17 protein-coding genes are annotated in these 15,702 nt (G+C 68.2%); 7 read left to right on the forward strand and 10 right to left on the reverse strand.

Annotation, left to right across the window (positions count from 1 at the left end):
• From ureA to VF794_RS01680, 4 genes are all read right to left on the reverse strand, one after another.
• The coding region (ureA, locus tag VF794_RS01665; RefSeq protein ID WP_331107045.1) for an urease subunit gamma at positions 1-669 on the reverse strand (669 nt) is incomplete at its 3' end.
• A 93-nt stretch (positions 670-762) separates the two neighbouring features.
• Entirely contained in the window at positions 763-1,614 is an 852-nt protein-coding gene (locus VF794_RS01670; RefSeq protein WP_331107046.1) for an urease accessory protein UreD, read from the reverse strand.
• Positions 1,615-1,636: 22 nt separating this feature from the next.
• Positions 1,637-2,569, reverse strand: coding sequence for a response regulator (locus VF794_RS01675; protein WP_331107048.1), 933 nt, complete (start codon positions 2,567-2,569; stop codon positions 1,637-1,639).
• On the reverse strand, positions 2,566-4,176 hold the full coding sequence (locus VF794_RS01680) for a HAMP domain-containing sensor histidine kinase (RefSeq protein ID WP_331107050.1): 1,611 nt from the start codon (positions 4,174-4,176) through the stop codon (positions 2,566-2,568). Before VF794_RS01680 ends, VF794_RS01675 begins: the two co-directional genes overlap by 4 nt.
• 180 nt (positions 4,177-4,356) lie before the next feature.
• Here VF794_RS01680 and VF794_RS01685 point away from each other — a divergent pair, with 180 nt between their 5' ends.
• The 7 genes from VF794_RS01685 (at position 4,357) to VF794_RS01715 (ending at position 11,065) form a co-directional block, all read left to right on the forward strand.
• Positions 4,357-5,970, forward strand: a complete 1,614-nt coding sequence (locus tag VF794_RS01685; RefSeq protein ID WP_331107052.1) for an FGGY-family carbohydrate kinase — start codon at positions 4,357-4,359, stop codon at positions 5,968-5,970.
• Entirely contained in the window at positions 5,967-7,493 is a 1,527-nt protein-coding gene (locus VF794_RS01690) for an aminotransferase class V-fold PLP-dependent enzyme (protein ID WP_331107054.1), read from the forward strand. The genes VF794_RS01685 and VF794_RS01690 overlap by 4 nt, the downstream gene beginning before the upstream one ends.
• 196 nt (positions 7,494-7,689) lie before the next feature.
• Positions 7,690-8,316 carry a DUF47 domain-containing protein gene (locus tag VF794_RS01695; RefSeq protein WP_331107056.1) on the forward strand — a complete coding sequence of 209 codons (627 nt, stop codon included), beginning with the start codon at positions 7,690-7,692 and terminating at the stop codon, positions 8,314-8,316.
• Between the two features lies 1 nt (position 8,317).
• Positions 8,318-9,343, forward strand: coding sequence for an inorganic phosphate transporter (locus VF794_RS01700; protein WP_331107058.1), 1,026 nt, complete (start codon positions 8,318-8,320; stop codon positions 9,341-9,343).
• A 98-nt stretch (positions 9,344-9,441) separates the two neighbouring features.
• A complete protein-coding gene (locus tag VF794_RS01705) occupies positions 9,442-10,035 on the forward strand; it encodes an MXAN_6521/LA_1396 family lipoprotein (RefSeq protein WP_331107060.1) in 594 nt (197 codons plus the stop codon).
• A 7-nt stretch (positions 10,036-10,042) separates the two neighbouring features.
• A complete protein-coding gene (locus tag VF794_RS01710; protein ID WP_331107062.1) occupies positions 10,043-10,597 on the forward strand; it encodes an MgtC/SapB family protein in 555 nt (184 codons plus the stop codon).
• A gap of 162 nt (positions 10,598-10,759) precedes the next feature.
• Entirely contained in the window at positions 10,760-11,065 is a 306-nt protein-coding gene (locus tag VF794_RS01715; protein ID WP_331107064.1) for a DUSAM domain-containing protein, read from the forward strand.
• A 170-nt stretch (positions 11,066-11,235) separates the two neighbouring features.
• Here the strand turns inward: VF794_RS01715 and ptsP are convergent, their stop codons facing one another.
• From ptsP to VF794_RS01745, 6 genes are all read right to left on the reverse strand, one after another.
• Complete coding sequence (ptsP, locus tag VF794_RS01720; protein ID WP_331107066.1) at positions 11,236-12,999, reverse strand: phosphoenolpyruvate--protein phosphotransferase; 1,764 nt, start codon at positions 12,997-12,999, stop codon at positions 11,236-11,238.
• A gap of 41 nt (positions 13,000-13,040) precedes the next feature.
• Positions 13,041-13,319, reverse strand: a complete 279-nt coding sequence (locus tag VF794_RS01725) for an HPr family phosphocarrier protein (protein ID WP_331107068.1) — start codon at positions 13,317-13,319, stop codon at positions 13,041-13,043.
• Positions 13,320-13,342: 23 nt separating this feature from the next.
• A complete protein-coding gene (locus VF794_RS01730) occupies positions 13,343-14,110 on the reverse strand; it encodes a PTS system mannose/fructose/sorbose family transporter subunit IID (protein WP_414640856.1) in 768 nt (255 codons plus the stop codon).
• Entirely contained in the window at positions 14,107-14,823 is a 717-nt protein-coding gene (locus VF794_RS01735; RefSeq protein ID WP_331107070.1) for a PTS sugar transporter subunit IIC, read from the reverse strand. Before VF794_RS01735 ends, VF794_RS01730 begins: the two co-directional genes overlap by 4 nt.
• Before the next feature lie 4 nt (positions 14,824-14,827).
• Positions 14,828-15,313: a PTS sugar transporter subunit IIB gene (locus VF794_RS01740; RefSeq protein WP_331107072.1), complete on the reverse strand. Its 486-nt coding sequence runs from the start codon at positions 15,311-15,313 to the stop codon at positions 14,828-14,830.
• A gap of 33 nt (positions 15,314-15,346) precedes the next feature.
• Positions 15,347-15,702 (reverse strand): PTS mannose transporter subunit IID (locus VF794_RS01745; RefSeq protein ID WP_331107074.1); only part of this gene is annotated, 356 nt, incomplete at its 5' end.

Consider the following 15,702-nt stretch of genomic DNA (forward strand, 5'->3'; position numbering starts at 1 on the left):
GCCCCCTCCCACCACCCGCGCCCCCGCGATGGCGACCAGCGAGACCGTCTTCTTCTCCCCGGGCTCGAAGCGCACCGCCGTGCCCGCCGGGATGTCCAGCCGCCGCCCGTACGCCTCGCGCCGGTTGAAGACGAGCGCCCGGTTCGTCTCGAAGAAGGGGTAGTGGCTGCCCACCTGCACGGGACGGTCTCCCCGGTTGGTGACCTCCACGGTGACGGCGTCCCGGCCCTCGTTGAGCACCAGCTCGCCCGGCTGCACGAGCACCTCGCCAGGTCGAAGCTCCTCGTGCGGCGCACGCTGGAAGCGCTCCAGCGGAGGCACGGGCAGGAAGCTGCCGTGGAGCGCCAGCGACAGGTCGCCGTGCTCGACCTCGACGGGGTGGTGCACCGTCACCAGCTTCGAGCCGTCCGGGAAGGTGCCCTCCACCTGCACCTCGGCGATCATCTCCGGCACGCCCTCCATCACCTGCGCGCGCCCCAACATCCGCCGCCCCAGGTCCATCAGCTCGGCCACGCTCCGGCCATCACGGATGAACTCGAGAAGCTGGGTGGCGATGAGCGCCACCGCCTCGGGGTAGTTGAGCCGCAGCCCCCGCGCCAGGCGCTTCTGGGCCAGGAAGCCCGCGCCGTGCAGCAGCAGCTTGTCGATTTCCCGCGGTGACAGGTGCATGCGCCCCTCCGGGTGGACCCTCCAGGAACGGGCCTGGACGGGTCGGGGCCACCCTAGCGCGATGCGTCATTCACAACCAGCGGAGGTTTGGTTCTACGCCCGGCGTGCCCACGGGTCATCACCGAGCAGGGCGGGCAGGAAGGACAGCCACTGGCGGGTGGTGCGCAGGAGGGCCTCGACGGAGCTGGCCGCCACCCGGAGCACCAGGCCGTCGGGCCCGAGCGAGCTGGCGGAGCAGACGAGCCCGGAGCGAGGGGTGACGGGCAGGGCGCCCACGTGCCCGGAGAGCGCCTCGCGGGCGGAGTCCAGGGCGGGCCCCACGAGGAGCACGGTACCGAGCGCGTCGAAGCGGCCGAGGCGCTCGGGCAGCGCCCCATGGGCCGGGTCGAGCAACCAGCGCTCGTCGAGCAGCGCCCGTCCCTCGCGGTGGACGCGGAGCGAGGAGGTGTAGTGCGTGAAGGCCCAGCGCTCGCCGTTGGCGCTGCGGCCGGCGGTGAGTACCTCCATCAGGACGAGCGAGGCGCCCGGGGCGAGCTGCACGTCCTGGCGCTGCGTGTACCGGGCCCCGGTGAAGCACGCGGTGGGGTCCGGCACCAGCGCGAGCAGCGCGCCCGGGGCCACGCGTGCCGACAGCTCGCTCCGACAGCCACGCGGCGAGCGGTAGACGCGGTTGGCACCCTGGCTCGACAGCAGCACGGTGGCGCCCTCGGCCACGTCCAGCTCCACGGAGAGGTGGTCTCCATCCACCAATCCCCCACCGAGCGAGCTGGTGTAGACCCAGGCGGCATGCCCGTGGTTGCGCGGCGTCAGCAGCCGCAAGGGGCTGTGCGCGAGCGCGGTGCGCACCACGGTCCGGTTTCCCACGCGCTCGAAAGCGAGCCTCGCGTCTCCCGCGCGACCGGGGCGGGGCGCGACGGATGACTGGAGGTGCTCGCTCAGCATCATGGGGGCACGCACACCAGGGACCCTACTCGGAGTCCTTGGCGCTGGCCATGAGCGCGCGGGCGTGGAGTTCCTTCAACTTCGCGTTGCGGTCGCGGGCCTGGACTAGTTCATCCACGCGCGCGGCATCGAGCGTGACGACGAGGAACTCCCCCGAGCGTTCCGCCGCCAGGCTACTTTCGAATCCCTTGGCGAAGCCGCCAATGGAGATGAAGAACCCGAGCTGGCAACGACCAAAACGCCGTTCGATCTTCTTGAGGAAGATGTCGAGTTCCTTGCGCTCGACCGGCTTCGACCAGTTCTTGCACTCCCCGAGGATGTACTGCGAGTGCGCTTGGATCCAGAACGGGTCGGTCGACTCATTGGGAATGACGATGTCGATCTCCTCGTCCAAGCTCTTGCGGTTGGTCTGGGTACGCTCGAAACCGGGAATCGACTTGAACAAGAGCGCGACCAGATCTTCGAGCAGCGCCCCCTTGATGGATGGATCGCGCTCGGTCCGAACCCCGTGCCACAGCTCACGGATGGTCTCCTCCCGCTTGCCGTTGGCCAAGGCCGCCATCCGCCGCTCGCGCGCCGCCTCCAGCGCGTGACGAACCTTCACCTTGAGCATGGCCTCGAAGTAGGCGTTCTTCTCCAGGTAGTCGTAGGCACCGGCTGTGAAGGCGCGGTTCACCGATTCCGCATCGGCCACCCCCGTCACGAGGATGACCTTCGCCTCGGGAGCCCGCTGACGGATGCCTTGGATCAGGTCCAGCCCTGTGTCCGGACCAAAACGTCCCTGGAGCTTGCGGTCGAGCAGGACCAGGTCCCACCCCGGCTGCTCCAATTTGGCGAGCGCCGAGGGACCGTCCATGACCGCATCCACGTTGTAGCCCTCGGTGGCGAGGATGGTGCGGTAGGTCTCGAGGAACGCCGGCTCGTCATCGACGAGGAGGATTTTTCCGGTCGGGTTCATGGCCGCTCCATACCAGTGGTGGGTATCCGCATCACGAAGCGCGCGCCACCGAGGGGTGAGGCATCGCAGGCAACCAGGCCCTTCATCTCCTTCTCGAACACCTCCCGGACGAGCGCAAGGCCAAGTCCACTGCCTCCTCGCAGGGAAAAGCCCTCCTCGAAGATGGCTCGTCGTAACGACTCGGGGACCCCCGGGCCGTTGTCCTCAACAGAGATTCGTACGGCGCTTGCGCCCTCGACCGCTTCGGCCTGGATGTGAATGGCGGGGGATTCGGGCGGAACCGCCTGGGCCGCGTTGCGCAAAACGTTGGTGAGCGCCATGACCACTCGCGCCCGGTGGCCTGAGACGAGTGGCAACGTGGCCGGTAGCACCTGCTCGATGCGCTGTCCCGCTTCGTTCTCGACGGCGGAGATCGCATCGCGAATCACCGGCAACAGGTCGAAGGCTTCCGGTGGCGTCGCCGCGAACCGCGAAAGCTCAACAAGCTGTTCGATGAAGCGGAAGACGGAGTCGATACCACGGTCAATGCCCTGACTCCGGCGGGACACCACCTCTCCGGGCTGCTCCGCTATCAGGACCTCCCGGTAGAGCGCTCCCAATGCCGTCTTGACCGGAACGAGCATGTTACGGATTTCGTGGGCCACCATGCGCGAATGGCGGGCCGTCGCCTCAGCCACGGCACTGACCTGCACATCGGATGTACTCTCCGCTGTCCGCTCTGCCGCCGCATCTGCCGTGGACAACGTCAGGTCAGTGATGAGGGAGCCCGCCAGAACTGACATCGGCGACTCCTCCTGCCTCGCGATTTCGGCGAGAAGCACCTCTCCCAGGGGAAGAACACCAAGGTCCGTGTGCCCTCTGTCCTCATCATCGAAGCTAGACACAAGCCCGAGGGCCTCCATCCGTCGAAACGTCTCTGCGTGGGGGAGGCCTTCTGGCTCCTGCCCCCAATAGAAGTTCCAAGACGTCTGGCGCACCAGCATCCTGGCTGACTCGCGACTGAGCCGCCATGGATCGGCGGGTCCGAAGGATTGGGCGGCCTCGACGTGAAGAAGCCAGCGAATCGCATCTCGTCCTGTGAGTTCAAGGAAGACACGGCCGATCGGCGTCAGGGCAACTACCGCGCCAACTCCCCGCGTCGCTCGAATAGCCGCAGCGTATGCAGCAACGTCGATGGTCTCAGTTTGTAACGTCGACACACCCTGCCAAGCCACCTCCGCGAGCCGATCTATCTCCAGCGTACGAATCCGGCTGGACAGCCCATCACTCAGACCCACTTGCCGAGCAATAGCCAGTTCGATCCAGGACTCAATCTCCTCTTGTGAAGCATTCCTACCGATGCTCGCACGCAGGAGTTGCGCCATGCGCCTGGAGAACCGAACCACTCTGTCGTCCTGCTGCCACCTCTTGAAGAGTTGCTCGGGGCTAAGTTTATACGGGCTCTCCTTTGCAGTTCCGTGCACCTGCTCCAACCGCTCCAACGCGCGAATGAGCGCACTGCGAGCAAAAGCTGGGTCAATGATGATTGGAACAGCAGCAACCTTCGGGCGCCCGGGAGATGGCGCCATGTCCCGGAGGTACTCGCTCAATTTATCGAGGAAAGACACCCGCCACTCCCCTGCATGCGTCCGCGCCGAACATAGCAGGCGCTCCAGCGTCCCAAGAGATAACGAGCGAGACCGAGCACAATTCCATGCCCCTCTGGGACCCCATCGCTTTCCGGTAGGCGACGTTCACGGGCCGGCCTTTCTGGCCCACGGGAGGCTCCGGCTCGTTAGATTACCCGGGTGCCCACTCCAGCCAACGCATCCATCCTGGCCATCGACCTCGGGACCTCGGCCGTGAAGCTGGCGGTCATCACCACCCGGGGAAGAATCCTCGGCAGTGAGGTGGAACCACAGAAGCTCGACCTGCTGCCCGACGGGGGCGCCGAGCAGGACCCCGAAGCCTGGTGGTCCGCCATCGTCCGCGCCACCCGCCGGATGCTGGACAAGGGCATCGTCTCGGCCAGCGACATCATCGGCGTCAACATCAGCTCCCAGTGGGCTGGCACCGTCCCCGTCGACGAGGCCGGCAAGCCCCTGCGCCGCGCCCTCACCTGGATGGACTCGCGCGGGGAGCGCCACGTGCGGCGCGTCGCCCACGGGCTCATGCCCATCGAGGGCTACGGCGCCGCCAAGCTGCTCTCCTGGGTCCGGCTCACCGGCGGCGCCCCCACCCTCTCGGGAAAGGACTCGCTCGGCCACATCCTCTACCTCCAGAGCGAGCACCCCGACCTCTACCGCGACACCTACAAGTTCCTGGAGCCCAAGGACTGGCTCAACTTCCGGCTGTGCGGCCGGATGGCGTCCTCCTACGACACCATCACCGTCCACTGGGTCACCGACAACCGGGACCTCTCGCGCGTCCGCTACGACGAGCGCCTCCTCAAGATGACGGGCCTCCCACGCGAGAAGCTGCCCGACCTGGTGCCCCCCGCCACCGTGCTCGGCCCGCTCCAGCCCGAAGCCGCCCGCTCGCTCGGCTTGAGCGAGAGCGTGCAGGTCGTCTCCGGCGCCCCGGACATCCTCGCCGCCGCCGTGGGCTCGGGCGCGGTGCGCGACCACGAGGCCCACCTCTGCATCGGCACCTCCTCCTGGCTGAGCTGCCACGTGCCGTACAAGAAGACGGACGTCCTCCACCAGATGGGCACCCTGCCCTCGGCGCTGCCCGGCCGCTCCCTGCTCACCAACGAGCAGGAGTCCGCTGGCATCTGCCTCTCCTTGCTCAAGGACAACATCCTCTTCGGCCACGAGGCGCTCCCCCCCGGCGGCCAGGGCCCTGACCCGGTGGACCTCTACAAGGTGCTCGAGAGGGAGGCCGAGCGCGTCCCCGCGGGGAGCGAGCAGCTCATCTTCATGCCCTGGCTCAACGGCGAGCGCAGCCCGGTGGACGACCAGCGGCTGCGCGGGGGCTTCTTCAACCAGTCCCTCAAGACGACCCGCGGCCACATGGTGCGCGCCGTGCTGGAGGGCGTGGCCTACAACTCGCGCTGGCTCTTCACCTACGTGGAGAAGTTCGTCGGCCGCAGGCTGGACTCCATCCGCATCATCGGGGGCGGCGCCCGCTCGAAGCTGTGGTGCCAGATTCAGGCGGACGTCCTCGACCGACAGATTCAGCAGGTGGACGAGCCCGTGATGGCCAACGCGCGCGGCGCCGCGTTCCAGGCGGCGGTGGCGCTCGGACACCTCTCGGTGGACGAGATTCCCCAACTCGTCCACATCGCGAACACCTACGAACCCAACCCCAAGAACCGCGCGCTCTACGACGAGCTCTTCGGTGAGTTCGTGAACCTCTACAAGCAGAACAAAGCCATCTTCGCACGGCTCAATCGAGTCAGGACCCCAGGGAGAACGGCATGAAGCTGCCCGAGCTCGGAACCCAACTCCTCAACCACGTGCCTCCCCGCCTCCTCTCGGCGGCCGAGCGCTACCTCAAGAACGTCCCCCTGCTGCGCGACCGGCTGGCCAAGGAGACGGACTCGATGCTGGCCGACCTGGAGCACGGCCTGAAGCCCTACCGCGGCCAGTTCCCCTCCTTCGACACGCTCCCCGCCCAGGGCCTCTCCCACGAGGAGGTGCTGAACAAGATGGGCGTCATGGAGGCCAAGGAGCACGAGCGCTGGAAGGAGGGCTTCGTGTCGGGCGCCGTGTACCACGGGGACTCCGAGCACATCGACTTCCTCAACCGCGTATACGCCCTCAACTCGCAGAGCAACCCGCTGCACTCGGACCTCTTTCCCAGCGCCACCAAGTTCGAGGCCGAGGTGGTGGCCATGACGGCGAGCATGCTCGGCGCCGCCGAGGCCAACGCGGGCCGCGCCCCCGAGGAGCACATCTGCGGCTCCCTCTCGTCGGGTGGCACCGAGAGCATCATGCTAGCGATGAAGACGTACCGGGATTGGGCGCGGGCGACGAAGGGCATCACCCGGCCCGAGATGGTCGCCCCCACCCGCGCGCACCCCGCCTTCGACAAGGCCGCGCACTACTTCGGCATCAAGATGGTGCGCGTGCCCGTGGGGCCGGACTACCGCGCCGACGTGAAGGCCACGCGCAAGGCCCTCACCCGCAACACCATCGTCGTCATCGGCTCGGCGCCGTCCTTCCCCCACGGCGTCATCGACCCCATCGAGGAGCTGTCCGAGCTGGCGCGCAAGCGGGGCATCGGCTTCCACACCGACGCGTGCCTGGGCGGCTTCGTACTGCCCTGGGCCAGGAAGCTCGGCTACCCGGTGCCCCCCTTCGACTTCCGCCTGCCCGGCGTGACGTCCATGTCCGCGGACACGCACAAGTTCGGCTACGCGGCCAAGGGCACCTCCGTGGTGCTCTACCGAGGCACCGAGCTGCGCTCGCACCAGTACTTCACCGCCACCGAGTGGCCCGGCGGCATCTACTTCTCCCCCACCTTCTCCGGCAGCCGCCCCGGTGCCCTCATCGCCGCCGCCTGGGCCACCCTCGTGTCCACGGGCGAGCAGGGTTACCTCGATGCCACCCGCCGCATCCTGGAGGCCGCCGACGCCATCAAGCGCGGCATCCGGGACATGCCCGACCTGCACGTGCTGGGTGATCCTCTCTTCGTCATCGCCTTCGGCTCGCCCACCCTGGACATCTACAAGGTCATGGAGCGGCTGGGCGCGCACGGCTGGAACCTCAACGGCCTGCACAAGCCGCCCGCGGTCCACCTGTGCGTCACCCTGCGCCACGCGCAGCCCGGCGTCGTCGACCGCTTCCTCGCGGACCTGCGGGCCGCCGTCGAGCACGTGCGCGCCAACCCCGGCGAGAAGGGCACCATGGCGCCCGTCTACGGCATGGCGGCCACCGTGCCCTTCCGGGGGCTCTTGAGCGACCTGCTCAAGAAGTACATGGACCTGCTCTACAAGGTCTGAGCCCCCTGGCCGGGGAGGTGTCACGAAAGTGTCACAACCCCGAGGGCGTCACTCGGGAGAAGAAGCCCCGAGGTGGGTGCGTCCGGCACCGCCGGACCTGTCTTTTTTTAGTGCTGGCATCTCTTTCCAGGTGAGGTAGTCACACCCCAACGGACGGTCTACGCCCCGCGTTACGTCCGGACCGAGGAGAAGCACGATGCTCGAGAAGCTGATGCCCAAGTCGGACGAGTTCTTCGACGACTTCGATGCCCAGTGTGCCGTGACGGTGGAAGGCGCGCGCATGCTGCACGCCCTGCTGAGCGACTACCGGGACGTGGCCACCAAGGTCCAGGCCCTCAAGGACGTGGAGCACAGGGGCGACGAGGTGACGCACACCGCGTTCAACCGGCTGCACAAGCAGTTCATCACCCCGTTCGACCGGGGGCAGATCCACTCGCTGCTCTCGCGCATCGACGACGTGCTGGACCTGACCAACGCCGCGGCGGCCCGGCTCCAGTACTACGAGATCGAAACGAGCCAGCCGGACGCCACCGAGCTGGCGCGGGTGCTGGTGCTCTGCGCGGAGAAGGTGAAGGAAGTGGTAGGGGCGCTGCGGCTCATCAAGAAGCCGGAGCAGATCCTCGCGGGCTGCAAGGACATCAAGCGCCTGGAGAGCGAGGCGGACGAAGCGCTGCGCGCGGGCCTCGGCCGGCTGTTCAAGAGCGGGGCGGATCCGCTGACGATCATCAAGTGGAAGGAGATCTACGACCTCATCGAGACGGCCACGGACAAGTGTCAGGACGTGGCCAACGTCATCGAGGGCGTGGTCCTGGAGCACTCCTGAGATGCTGCTCACCGCCGTCATCCTCATCGTCGCGGTCGCGCTCGTCTTCGACTTCATCAACGGCTTTCACGACGCGGCCAACTCGATCGCCACCGTGGTGTCCACGCGGGTGCTGTCGCCGAACCTGGCGGTGGCCTGGGCCGCCTTCTTCAACTTCATCGCGGCGTTCGCCGGTGAGGTGAAGGTGGCCAACACCATGGGCAAGGGCATCATCAACTTCGACCTGCTGCGTGCCCAGGGCCCGGAAGCCGTGCTGATCGTCATCTTCTCGGCGCTGATGGGGGCCATCGCGTGGAACCTGCTCACGTGGTGGTGGGGTCTGCCCTCCTCGTCCTCGCATGCGCTGGCCGGTGGGATGATTGGCGCCACGCTGCCGGTGCTCGGGTTCGCCGGGCTGGTGGGCTCGGGCATCGCGAAGATCGCCGCCTTCATCGTGATCTCCCCCGTCATCGGCATGGTGCTCGGCACGTTGCTGATGCTGGCGAGCACCTGGACGGTGCACAAGCAGACGCCCCTGAAGGTGGACACCTGGTTCCGGCGCCTTCAGCTCGTGTCCTCGGCCATCTTCTCCTACAGCCACGGCACCAATGATGCCCAGAAGGTGATGGGCATCATCGCGGTGGTGCTCTTCGGCACCATCTGGAGGGACCGGCCCTTCCACATCGACTGGTGGATGATCATCTCGTGCCACGCGGCCATTGGCCTGGGGACGTTCTTCGGGGGCTGGCGCATCGTGAAGACGATGGGCCACAGCCTGACGAAGCTGGCGCCCATCGGTGGCTTCGCCGCGGAGACGGGAGGCGGCGTCACCATCATCGCGCTGGCGAAGCTGGGCATCCCCGTGTCCACCACGCACACCATCACCGGCGCCATCGTGGGCGTGGGCGCCACCAAGGGTTGGCGCGCGGTGAAGTGGGGCATGGCCGGCCGTATCCTCTGGGCGTGGGTGTTCACCATCCCCGCCGCCGCCCTCATGGCCGTGCTCGTCTACGGGCTGTCCCGCCTGGTGATGATGGCGGTGCAGTGAACGTCCCGCGCGGGGACGTGCGTTTCCAATCTCCGCGTGGTGTAGAACCGGGCGCCCCTCTCCCGCTCCGGGAGGGGAATCGGGAGAGGACACCGACGATGAACCGACTCGCGCTCGTGCTGGGACTCGCGCTGCTCGCTGGCTGCTCCACCGTGAAGAACAGCCGCACCCGCCCCGACTACGAGACCGTGGACAAGGCCCAGGTGAAGCGGCTCGTCGTCGTCACCCAGCCGCTCCCCGACGGCAAGCAGGAGGTGGGCGAGCTGTGGAGCCTCATCGCCCGCCGCTACGTCAACCAGAACCGCGACTTCATCGCCAAGAGCAACCTCGCCGTCACGGGCACCCCCGAGGACACCTCCTTCAAGGGCCTGTGCGTCGAGAACCTCGAGGGCATCCTCTGGCTCTCCCCCGAGGTGAAGCGTACCGGCAAGGGCGTCGAGGCCGCCGTCAAGGCCCAGCTCCTGCGCTGCCGCGATGGCCAGGAGGTCTGGGCCGCCGAGGCCGCCGGCAGCTGGCCCTCCGAGGACGACCGCTACAAGGAGATCACCGCCCAGTACACCAGCGAGCTCGGCCCCGACGTCACCCCCTACGTCGCCCCCACCTTCCGACTCTTGAGCGCCACGCTCGACACCCTCCCCCGCCCCCAGCTCAGCGAGGCCGACGTCGAGGAGAAGATCGAGCTGGGGGAGTAGCCCGCCCGTGCTGATCGACGAGACCACCGCCGTCCTGAGGCTCCTCATCTCCTTCGGGCTCGGCTTCGCGCTCGGCTTCGAGCGAGAGGTGCGCGGTCAGGATGCGGGCCTGCGCACCCATATCCTCGTGTGTCTCGGCTCCTGCCTCTTCACCCTGGCCAGCCTCTACGTCGCCGCGCCGCTCGGCCCCGATACGCCCCAGGAGGTCCGCGCCGACGTCACCCGCATCGCCAGCCAGGTCGTCGTCGGCATCGGATTCCTCGGCGGCGGCGCCATCCTCCGCCACGGTACCAGCATCAAGGGCCTCACCACCGCCGCCAACCTGTGGCTCACCGCCTCGGTGGGGCTCTCCGTCGGGCTCGGCTTCAACATGCCCGCCACCGTCACCGTGGGGCTCTCCCTCTTCACCCTCGTGGGCCTGCGCTTCTTCGAGCGCCTCATCCGCCGCTTGCGGAAGAAGTACGGCGTCATCTCCGAGGAGAACCTCGCCGCCCGGTCCGAGAACGGGGACGAGAACCACAAGAAGAACGAGGGACCTGAGATGGGCCCACCCTCACCCTGACTCTCTCTCTTCAGAGATCAGGGGTGCTCTTGTAGCAAAGAACGGGGCACCTTCCGGCCCCGCGCCGTGCCGACTGGTCCGACCATCGGACCAGTTACGCCCGAGCGCGGCCGGAACCTCCCCCCCGAAGCGACTCAATTCCTATGGCTTAGCCTCGGATGCATGAGTGTCCTTAGGCTCGGTGCAGGCTCACTGTTACGGCGTGCAGCCCGGCAGGTGGCGCTGTCCGATGATGACGCCACACAGGGCCTCTGCTCTCCTTCGGACGCGGCAACCCTCGTGGCGAAGATTTCTCTGAAAATCCGCGTAGGCTCTCGGCGCTTGTCCCGCGCCATCGTGGATGCCAGCCGTCTTCAGGACGCCGGGGATAGACAGGGCGCGCGGAAGTTGTTCGAGGACGTGCTGGCCGTCGAGGTTGTGCCACTGTACCGGGAGATTGCCCAAACGCAGTTGAACGCGTTGGAGTAGCCCAGGGTGGCGGCGTCGAAATTGGCCGATGGCTCCGGGGGCGTCACCTGGTACCGGACGCTCACCGGGGGCCCATCTCTTCGAAGCCGAGGGCGAGGACTCGCACCGGGCGCGCCTGGAGGGCCGGACGCCCCTTCGCGCAGGGGCATCCGGGAACAGCCTCAGCGGGCTCAGTCCATCGTGAAGCGCCGGTCCATCTCGGTGCGGATGAAGCGCTCGATCTCCTCCGCCGTCGTCAGGTCCATCGCCGACTCCAGCAATTGCTGCGCCTCGGCCCGGCTCGACTGGCGCACCAGGCCCTTCACCGTCGGAATCTGCCCCGCCGTCATCGACAGCTCGTCGAAGCCCAGGGCCAGCAGCATCAGCGCGTACAGCGGGTCTCCCGCCATCTCCCCGCACATCGCCACCGGGATTTTCGCGTCCTTGGCCGCCGTCACGATGCTCTTGAGCGCTCGCAGCACCGAGAGGTGCAACGGCTTGTACAGGTACGCCACGTCCCGGTTCTGACGGTCGATGGCCAGCGAGTACTGGATGAGATCGTTCGTCCCCACCGAGAAGAAGTCCGCCTCCTGCGCGAGCCGGTCCGCGATGAGCGCCGCGCTCGGCGTCTCCACCATGATGCCCACCGAGAAGCGCTTGTTGCCGATCGGCACCCCCGCGCGCCCCAGCTCCGAGCGGCACGCCTCCAGCTCGCTGCGAGCCTCGCGCAGCTCGCTCATGCCGCAGATGAGGGGGAACATCACCCGCAGGTGCCCGTGCACGCTGGCCCGCAGCAGGGCCCGGAGCTGCACACGGAACAGCTCCCGGTTGGCCAGGCAGTAGCGGATGGCCCGCAGCCCCATGGCCGGGTTGGGCTCCTTCTCGTGCTTGCCCTTGCCCGGTACCTTGTCCCCGCCGAGGTCCAGCGTGCGGATGGTGACGGGCCTGTCGCCCATCGCCTCCAGCACCTGCCGGTAGGCCCGGTACTGCTCCTCCTCGGTGGGCGGGCTCTTGCGGTCCAGGAACATGAACTCGGTGCGGTACAGGCCGATGCCCTCCGCGCCATGCTCCAGCAGCGACTGGACCTCCTCCGGGAACTCGATGTTCCCCACCAGCCGCATCCGGAAGCCGTCCGTGCTCTGCGCCGGCAGGTCCTTGGCCTGCAGGGCCCGCGCCTCGCTCTCCTGATGCCGGCGCATCGTCGCGTGGAAGAGCTCGAGCTGGTCCTCGGTGGGGTTCACCAGGACGACTCCCCGCGAGCCGTCCATCGCCACCAGATCTCCCGGGGAGATCTGCTCACTGGCCCGCCCCGCGCCCACCACCGCGGGCGTGGAGCGGGCGCGCGCGACGATGGCCGTGTGGCTCGTCTGCCCGCCCAGGTCCGTGACGAAGCCCGCCACCCGCCCGCTGCGCACCATCAGCGCCGCGTCCGCCGGGGACAGATCGTGCGCCACCACCACGGCGTGGTCCGGCAGCGTCACCTCCTCGTCCACCACCTGCCCCAGCAGGTTGCGCACCACCCGGTCCGCCACGTACTCCACGTCCGAGCGTCGCTCGCGGAAGTACTCGTCCGAGATGTTGTCGAAGAGGTGCTTGATCTTGCGCGCCACCCGCCTCACCGCCCACTCGGCGTTGATGCGGTCCTCGACGATGAGCCGGTTGACCTCGTCCACGAACATGGGGTCGTGGAGCATCAACCGGTGCGCCTCGAGGATGAGGGCGTGCTCGGGCCCTTCCGTCCTGGAGATCTGGTCCTTGAGCTCGGAGAGCTGGCGGTCGGACAGGTCCAACGCCGTCTTCATCCGCATCCGCTCGGGGTCGACCTCGGCCTCCGCCAACCGCAGCTTGGGCGTACGCACCCGCTTGCGGTCCAGGATGTAGGCGTGGCCCACCGCCACGCCCGGCGAGGCGCCGATGCCCTTCAGGTTCAACGTGGGAGTGGCCTGGCTGCTCACGGTTCCTTCTTCATCTGCGGCGAGTCGCCGCGTGGACGCCTTCACTTCGACTCGCCAAACCTGTTGGCGATGAGCTTCTGGATGTCCTGGAGGCACGCCTCGGCGTCATCCCCCTTGCACGTCACCGTGACGTGCATGCCCTGGGCGGCCGCCAGCATCAGCACGCCCATGATGGACTTGGCATTGGCCTTCTGGCCCTCGCACAGGAGCGTCACCTCGCTCTTGTAGCGGTTGGCCACCTGCACCAGCTGCGCCGCCGCCCGGGCGTGCAGCCCCAGCGCGTTGATGATTTCGAATGTCCCTTCGGCCACGCTCGACATTGCCAGTCCCTATTCTCCCTCTTCTACAGGAAGGCCCCCGCCGCACATGCCAGTCCCGCGGCGAGGTAGAGCACCACGTAGTTGGGAACCCGACGGGCGACCAGGAGGTAGGACACCACCCCCAGGGCCAGACAGCCCGCGGAAAGAAGGGGCGCGAAACGGCCGCCCGCGTTGGCCCCGAAGCTGACGGCCAACCACGCCGCCAGCCCTCCCGCACACGCCGCCGCCACCGCCCGCAGCTTGGCTCCCCGGGAGGGGAGGTTGGCCCGGGCCACCGCCTCCACCAGCCTGTCCCCCAGCGACAGCCCCAGCAGGTAGAGCCGGGCCCGCAGGGTGAAGTGGACGAGGTTGTAGAGGAAGAGGAAGAGCACCGCCGCCCACGCGGCCAGCACGGGCACCAGCGCCGCGCACACCGCGCCCGTGGCCGGCTTGAGCGACAGCCAGAAGAAGCCGTCCCCCAGCGCCGCCAGCGGACCCATGAGGGCCGCCTTGAAGGCCACCACCTTGTCCGGTGGCTCCTCGCCCCGGGCGATGCGCTGCTCGTGGTAGAGGACGCCGCCCACGATGGCCGCCGCCACGTAGGGGTGGGTGTTGAAGAAGACGAGGTGCCGGCGCACCGCCGCCTCCAGCGCCTGCTTCTCCGGGTAGAGCCGCTCCAGGGCGGGGTAGAGGGCGTAGGCCAGCCCCAGGTTCTGCATGCCCTGGGGATTCCACGAGGCCTGGAGGAAGAGCGAGCGCAGGAAGACGCGCAGCAGCACTCCCGGGGTGAGGGGCGGGCTGAACAGGCTCATAGCCGCCCCTTCAGGGTGCACAGGACGACGACCACGGTGACGACGGCGGCCCCCACGCTGGCGTACACGGCCGCGCGCCGGGCATGGCTGCCCTGGGCGGCGAGGGCGGCCGCCACCGAGGCCATCGCCGGGTAGGCCCACGCCAGGCCCCTCAGCAGGGGAAGGGGCATCCGCTCCAACAGCGGCCCGAGGAAGAAGCCCAGCAGGGCGCAGCTGGCCGTCATCGCCCCGAAGAGGACGAAGTGCGGCCACATGCCCCAGAGGTTCTGCTGCATGGCCAGGGTGAGCTGGCCCGCCTCGGCCGAGGCCAGGGCCTTGCGCGCCAGCCGCCCCGAGTAGCGCTCCAGCACCCGGTCCACCCGCAGGCCGATGCGCCCCATGCCCACGAAGAGGAGCACCGCGAGCGACCAGAGGGCCGGGGTGGAGCCCGCGCCGGTGGCCGCCGCCATGGTGGCCGCCGCCGCCGAGGTGGCCGTGGCCGACAGGGTGTCGTTGTCCGGCAGCGAGGCGCCCAGGTTGGCCGTGCCCAGGTGGAAGAGTTCCAGCAGCATGCCGGTGAACAGGCCCGAGGTGACGTCGTTGAGCAGCAGGCCCATGACGGTGGCCGCCACCAGCGGCCGGGAGAACATGGCCTGGAGGAAGGCCTTGCGCTCCACCGCGACGAGGCCGCCCCAGACGCCAGCGAGCGCCACCTGGGTCCAGCCCACGTTCACGGGCTCACCCCGCCTTTCCCCAGCGCTCTTGGAGCTCGGCCAGTTCCACCGGCTTCTCGCCAGGCACCGCGCGCGCCTCCACCCGCACTCCCTCCTGGGCCAGCCGCTCCAGCGCCTGGAGCTCGGACTCGGCCAGGAAGACGGAGGGCGACACCTGCCGCCGGCCCGTGCCGAAGTGCACGTTGCCCAGGTTGAGGTGCTCCACCTTCAGCCCCTGCGCCTTGGAGAAGGGCACCGCCGCCACGTCCCGCATCAGCACCAGCGTCTTCACCGGGTCCTTGGAGACCCCCACGAAGTCCACCTGCGCCAGGGGGAGAATCTGCACCTCGATGGCGCTCTGCACCGCGAGCGCCATGGCCGCGCGCACCAGCGGGCTGGCGGCGGCCTCGTCGTCAGCGACGACGACGCGGGACACCTTGAGATGGGGCAACCAGGCCTCGACGACCTGTCCATGAATGAGGCGGTTGTCGACGCGGACCAGGGAGATCACAGCAGTCTCGAATCGCCCACCCTCGGGGGCCCGTCAAGTTCGCGGCACGGCCTGCGCGGCCTGCTGACGCTGCTGCGCCTCGCGCAACAGGGCCGAAGCACAGGTGATATTGCGCTGCCCATAGGAAGCCAGTTGCGAGGCCATCTCCGGCAGCGGCAGTTCCTCCAAGCGCAGGGAGTTGGCCTTCAGGAGCATGGGGAGGTTGACGCCCGCGAGCACCTCGACCTTGCCGGCCTGACAGCGCTCCGAGCACATCATCAGGGACTCCTTGCAGGGAGTGCCGCCGAAGAGGTCGGCCATGATGATGACGCCATCACCCTGGTCCACGGCCTCCATGGCCTGCCGCATCCTCACCCGGAGGTCCTCGACGGAGGTCCCAGGCTCGATGT

The organism is Archangium sp., assembly GCF_036389735.1.
Taxonomy (GTDB): domain Bacteria; phylum Myxococcota; class Myxococcia; order Myxococcales; family Myxococcaceae; genus Archangium.

What these genes read in the sequence shown, in the direction of transcription:
- VF794_RS01670 (WP_331107046.1), bottom strand. Translation starts at nt 1,614, where the DNA reads ATGATGCTGAGCGAGCACCTCCAGTCATCCGTCGCGCCCCGCCCCGGT.
- VF794_RS01675 (WP_331107048.1), bottom strand. Translation starts at nt 2,569, where the DNA reads ATGAACCCGACCGGAAAAATCCTCCTCGTCGATGACGAGCCGGCGTTC.
- VF794_RS01690 (WP_331107054.1), top strand. Translation starts at nt 5,967, where the DNA reads ATGAAGCTGCCCGAGCTCGGAACCCAACTCCTCAACCACGTGCCTCCC.
- VF794_RS01695 (WP_331107056.1), top strand. Translation starts at nt 7,690, where the DNA reads ATGCTCGAGAAGCTGATGCCCAAGTCGGACGAGTTCTTCGACGACTTC.
- VF794_RS01700 (WP_331107058.1), top strand. Translation starts at nt 8,318, where the DNA reads ATGCTGCTCACCGCCGTCATCCTCATCGTCGCGGTCGCGCTCGTCTTC.
- VF794_RS01705 (WP_331107060.1), top strand. Translation starts at nt 9,442, where the DNA reads ATGAACCGACTCGCGCTCGTGCTGGGACTCGCGCTGCTCGCTGGCTGC.
- VF794_RS01715 (WP_331107064.1), top strand. Translation starts at nt 10,760, where the DNA reads ATGAGTGTCCTTAGGCTCGGTGCAGGCTCACTGTTACGGCGTGCAGCC.
- VF794_RS01725 (WP_331107068.1), bottom strand. Translation starts at nt 13,319, where the DNA reads ATGTCGAGCGTGGCCGAAGGGACATTCGAAATCATCAACGCGCTGGGG.
- VF794_RS01730 (WP_414640856.1), bottom strand. Translation starts at nt 14,110, where the DNA reads ATGAGCCTGTTCAGCCCGCCCCTCACCCCGGGAGTGCTGCTGCGCGTC.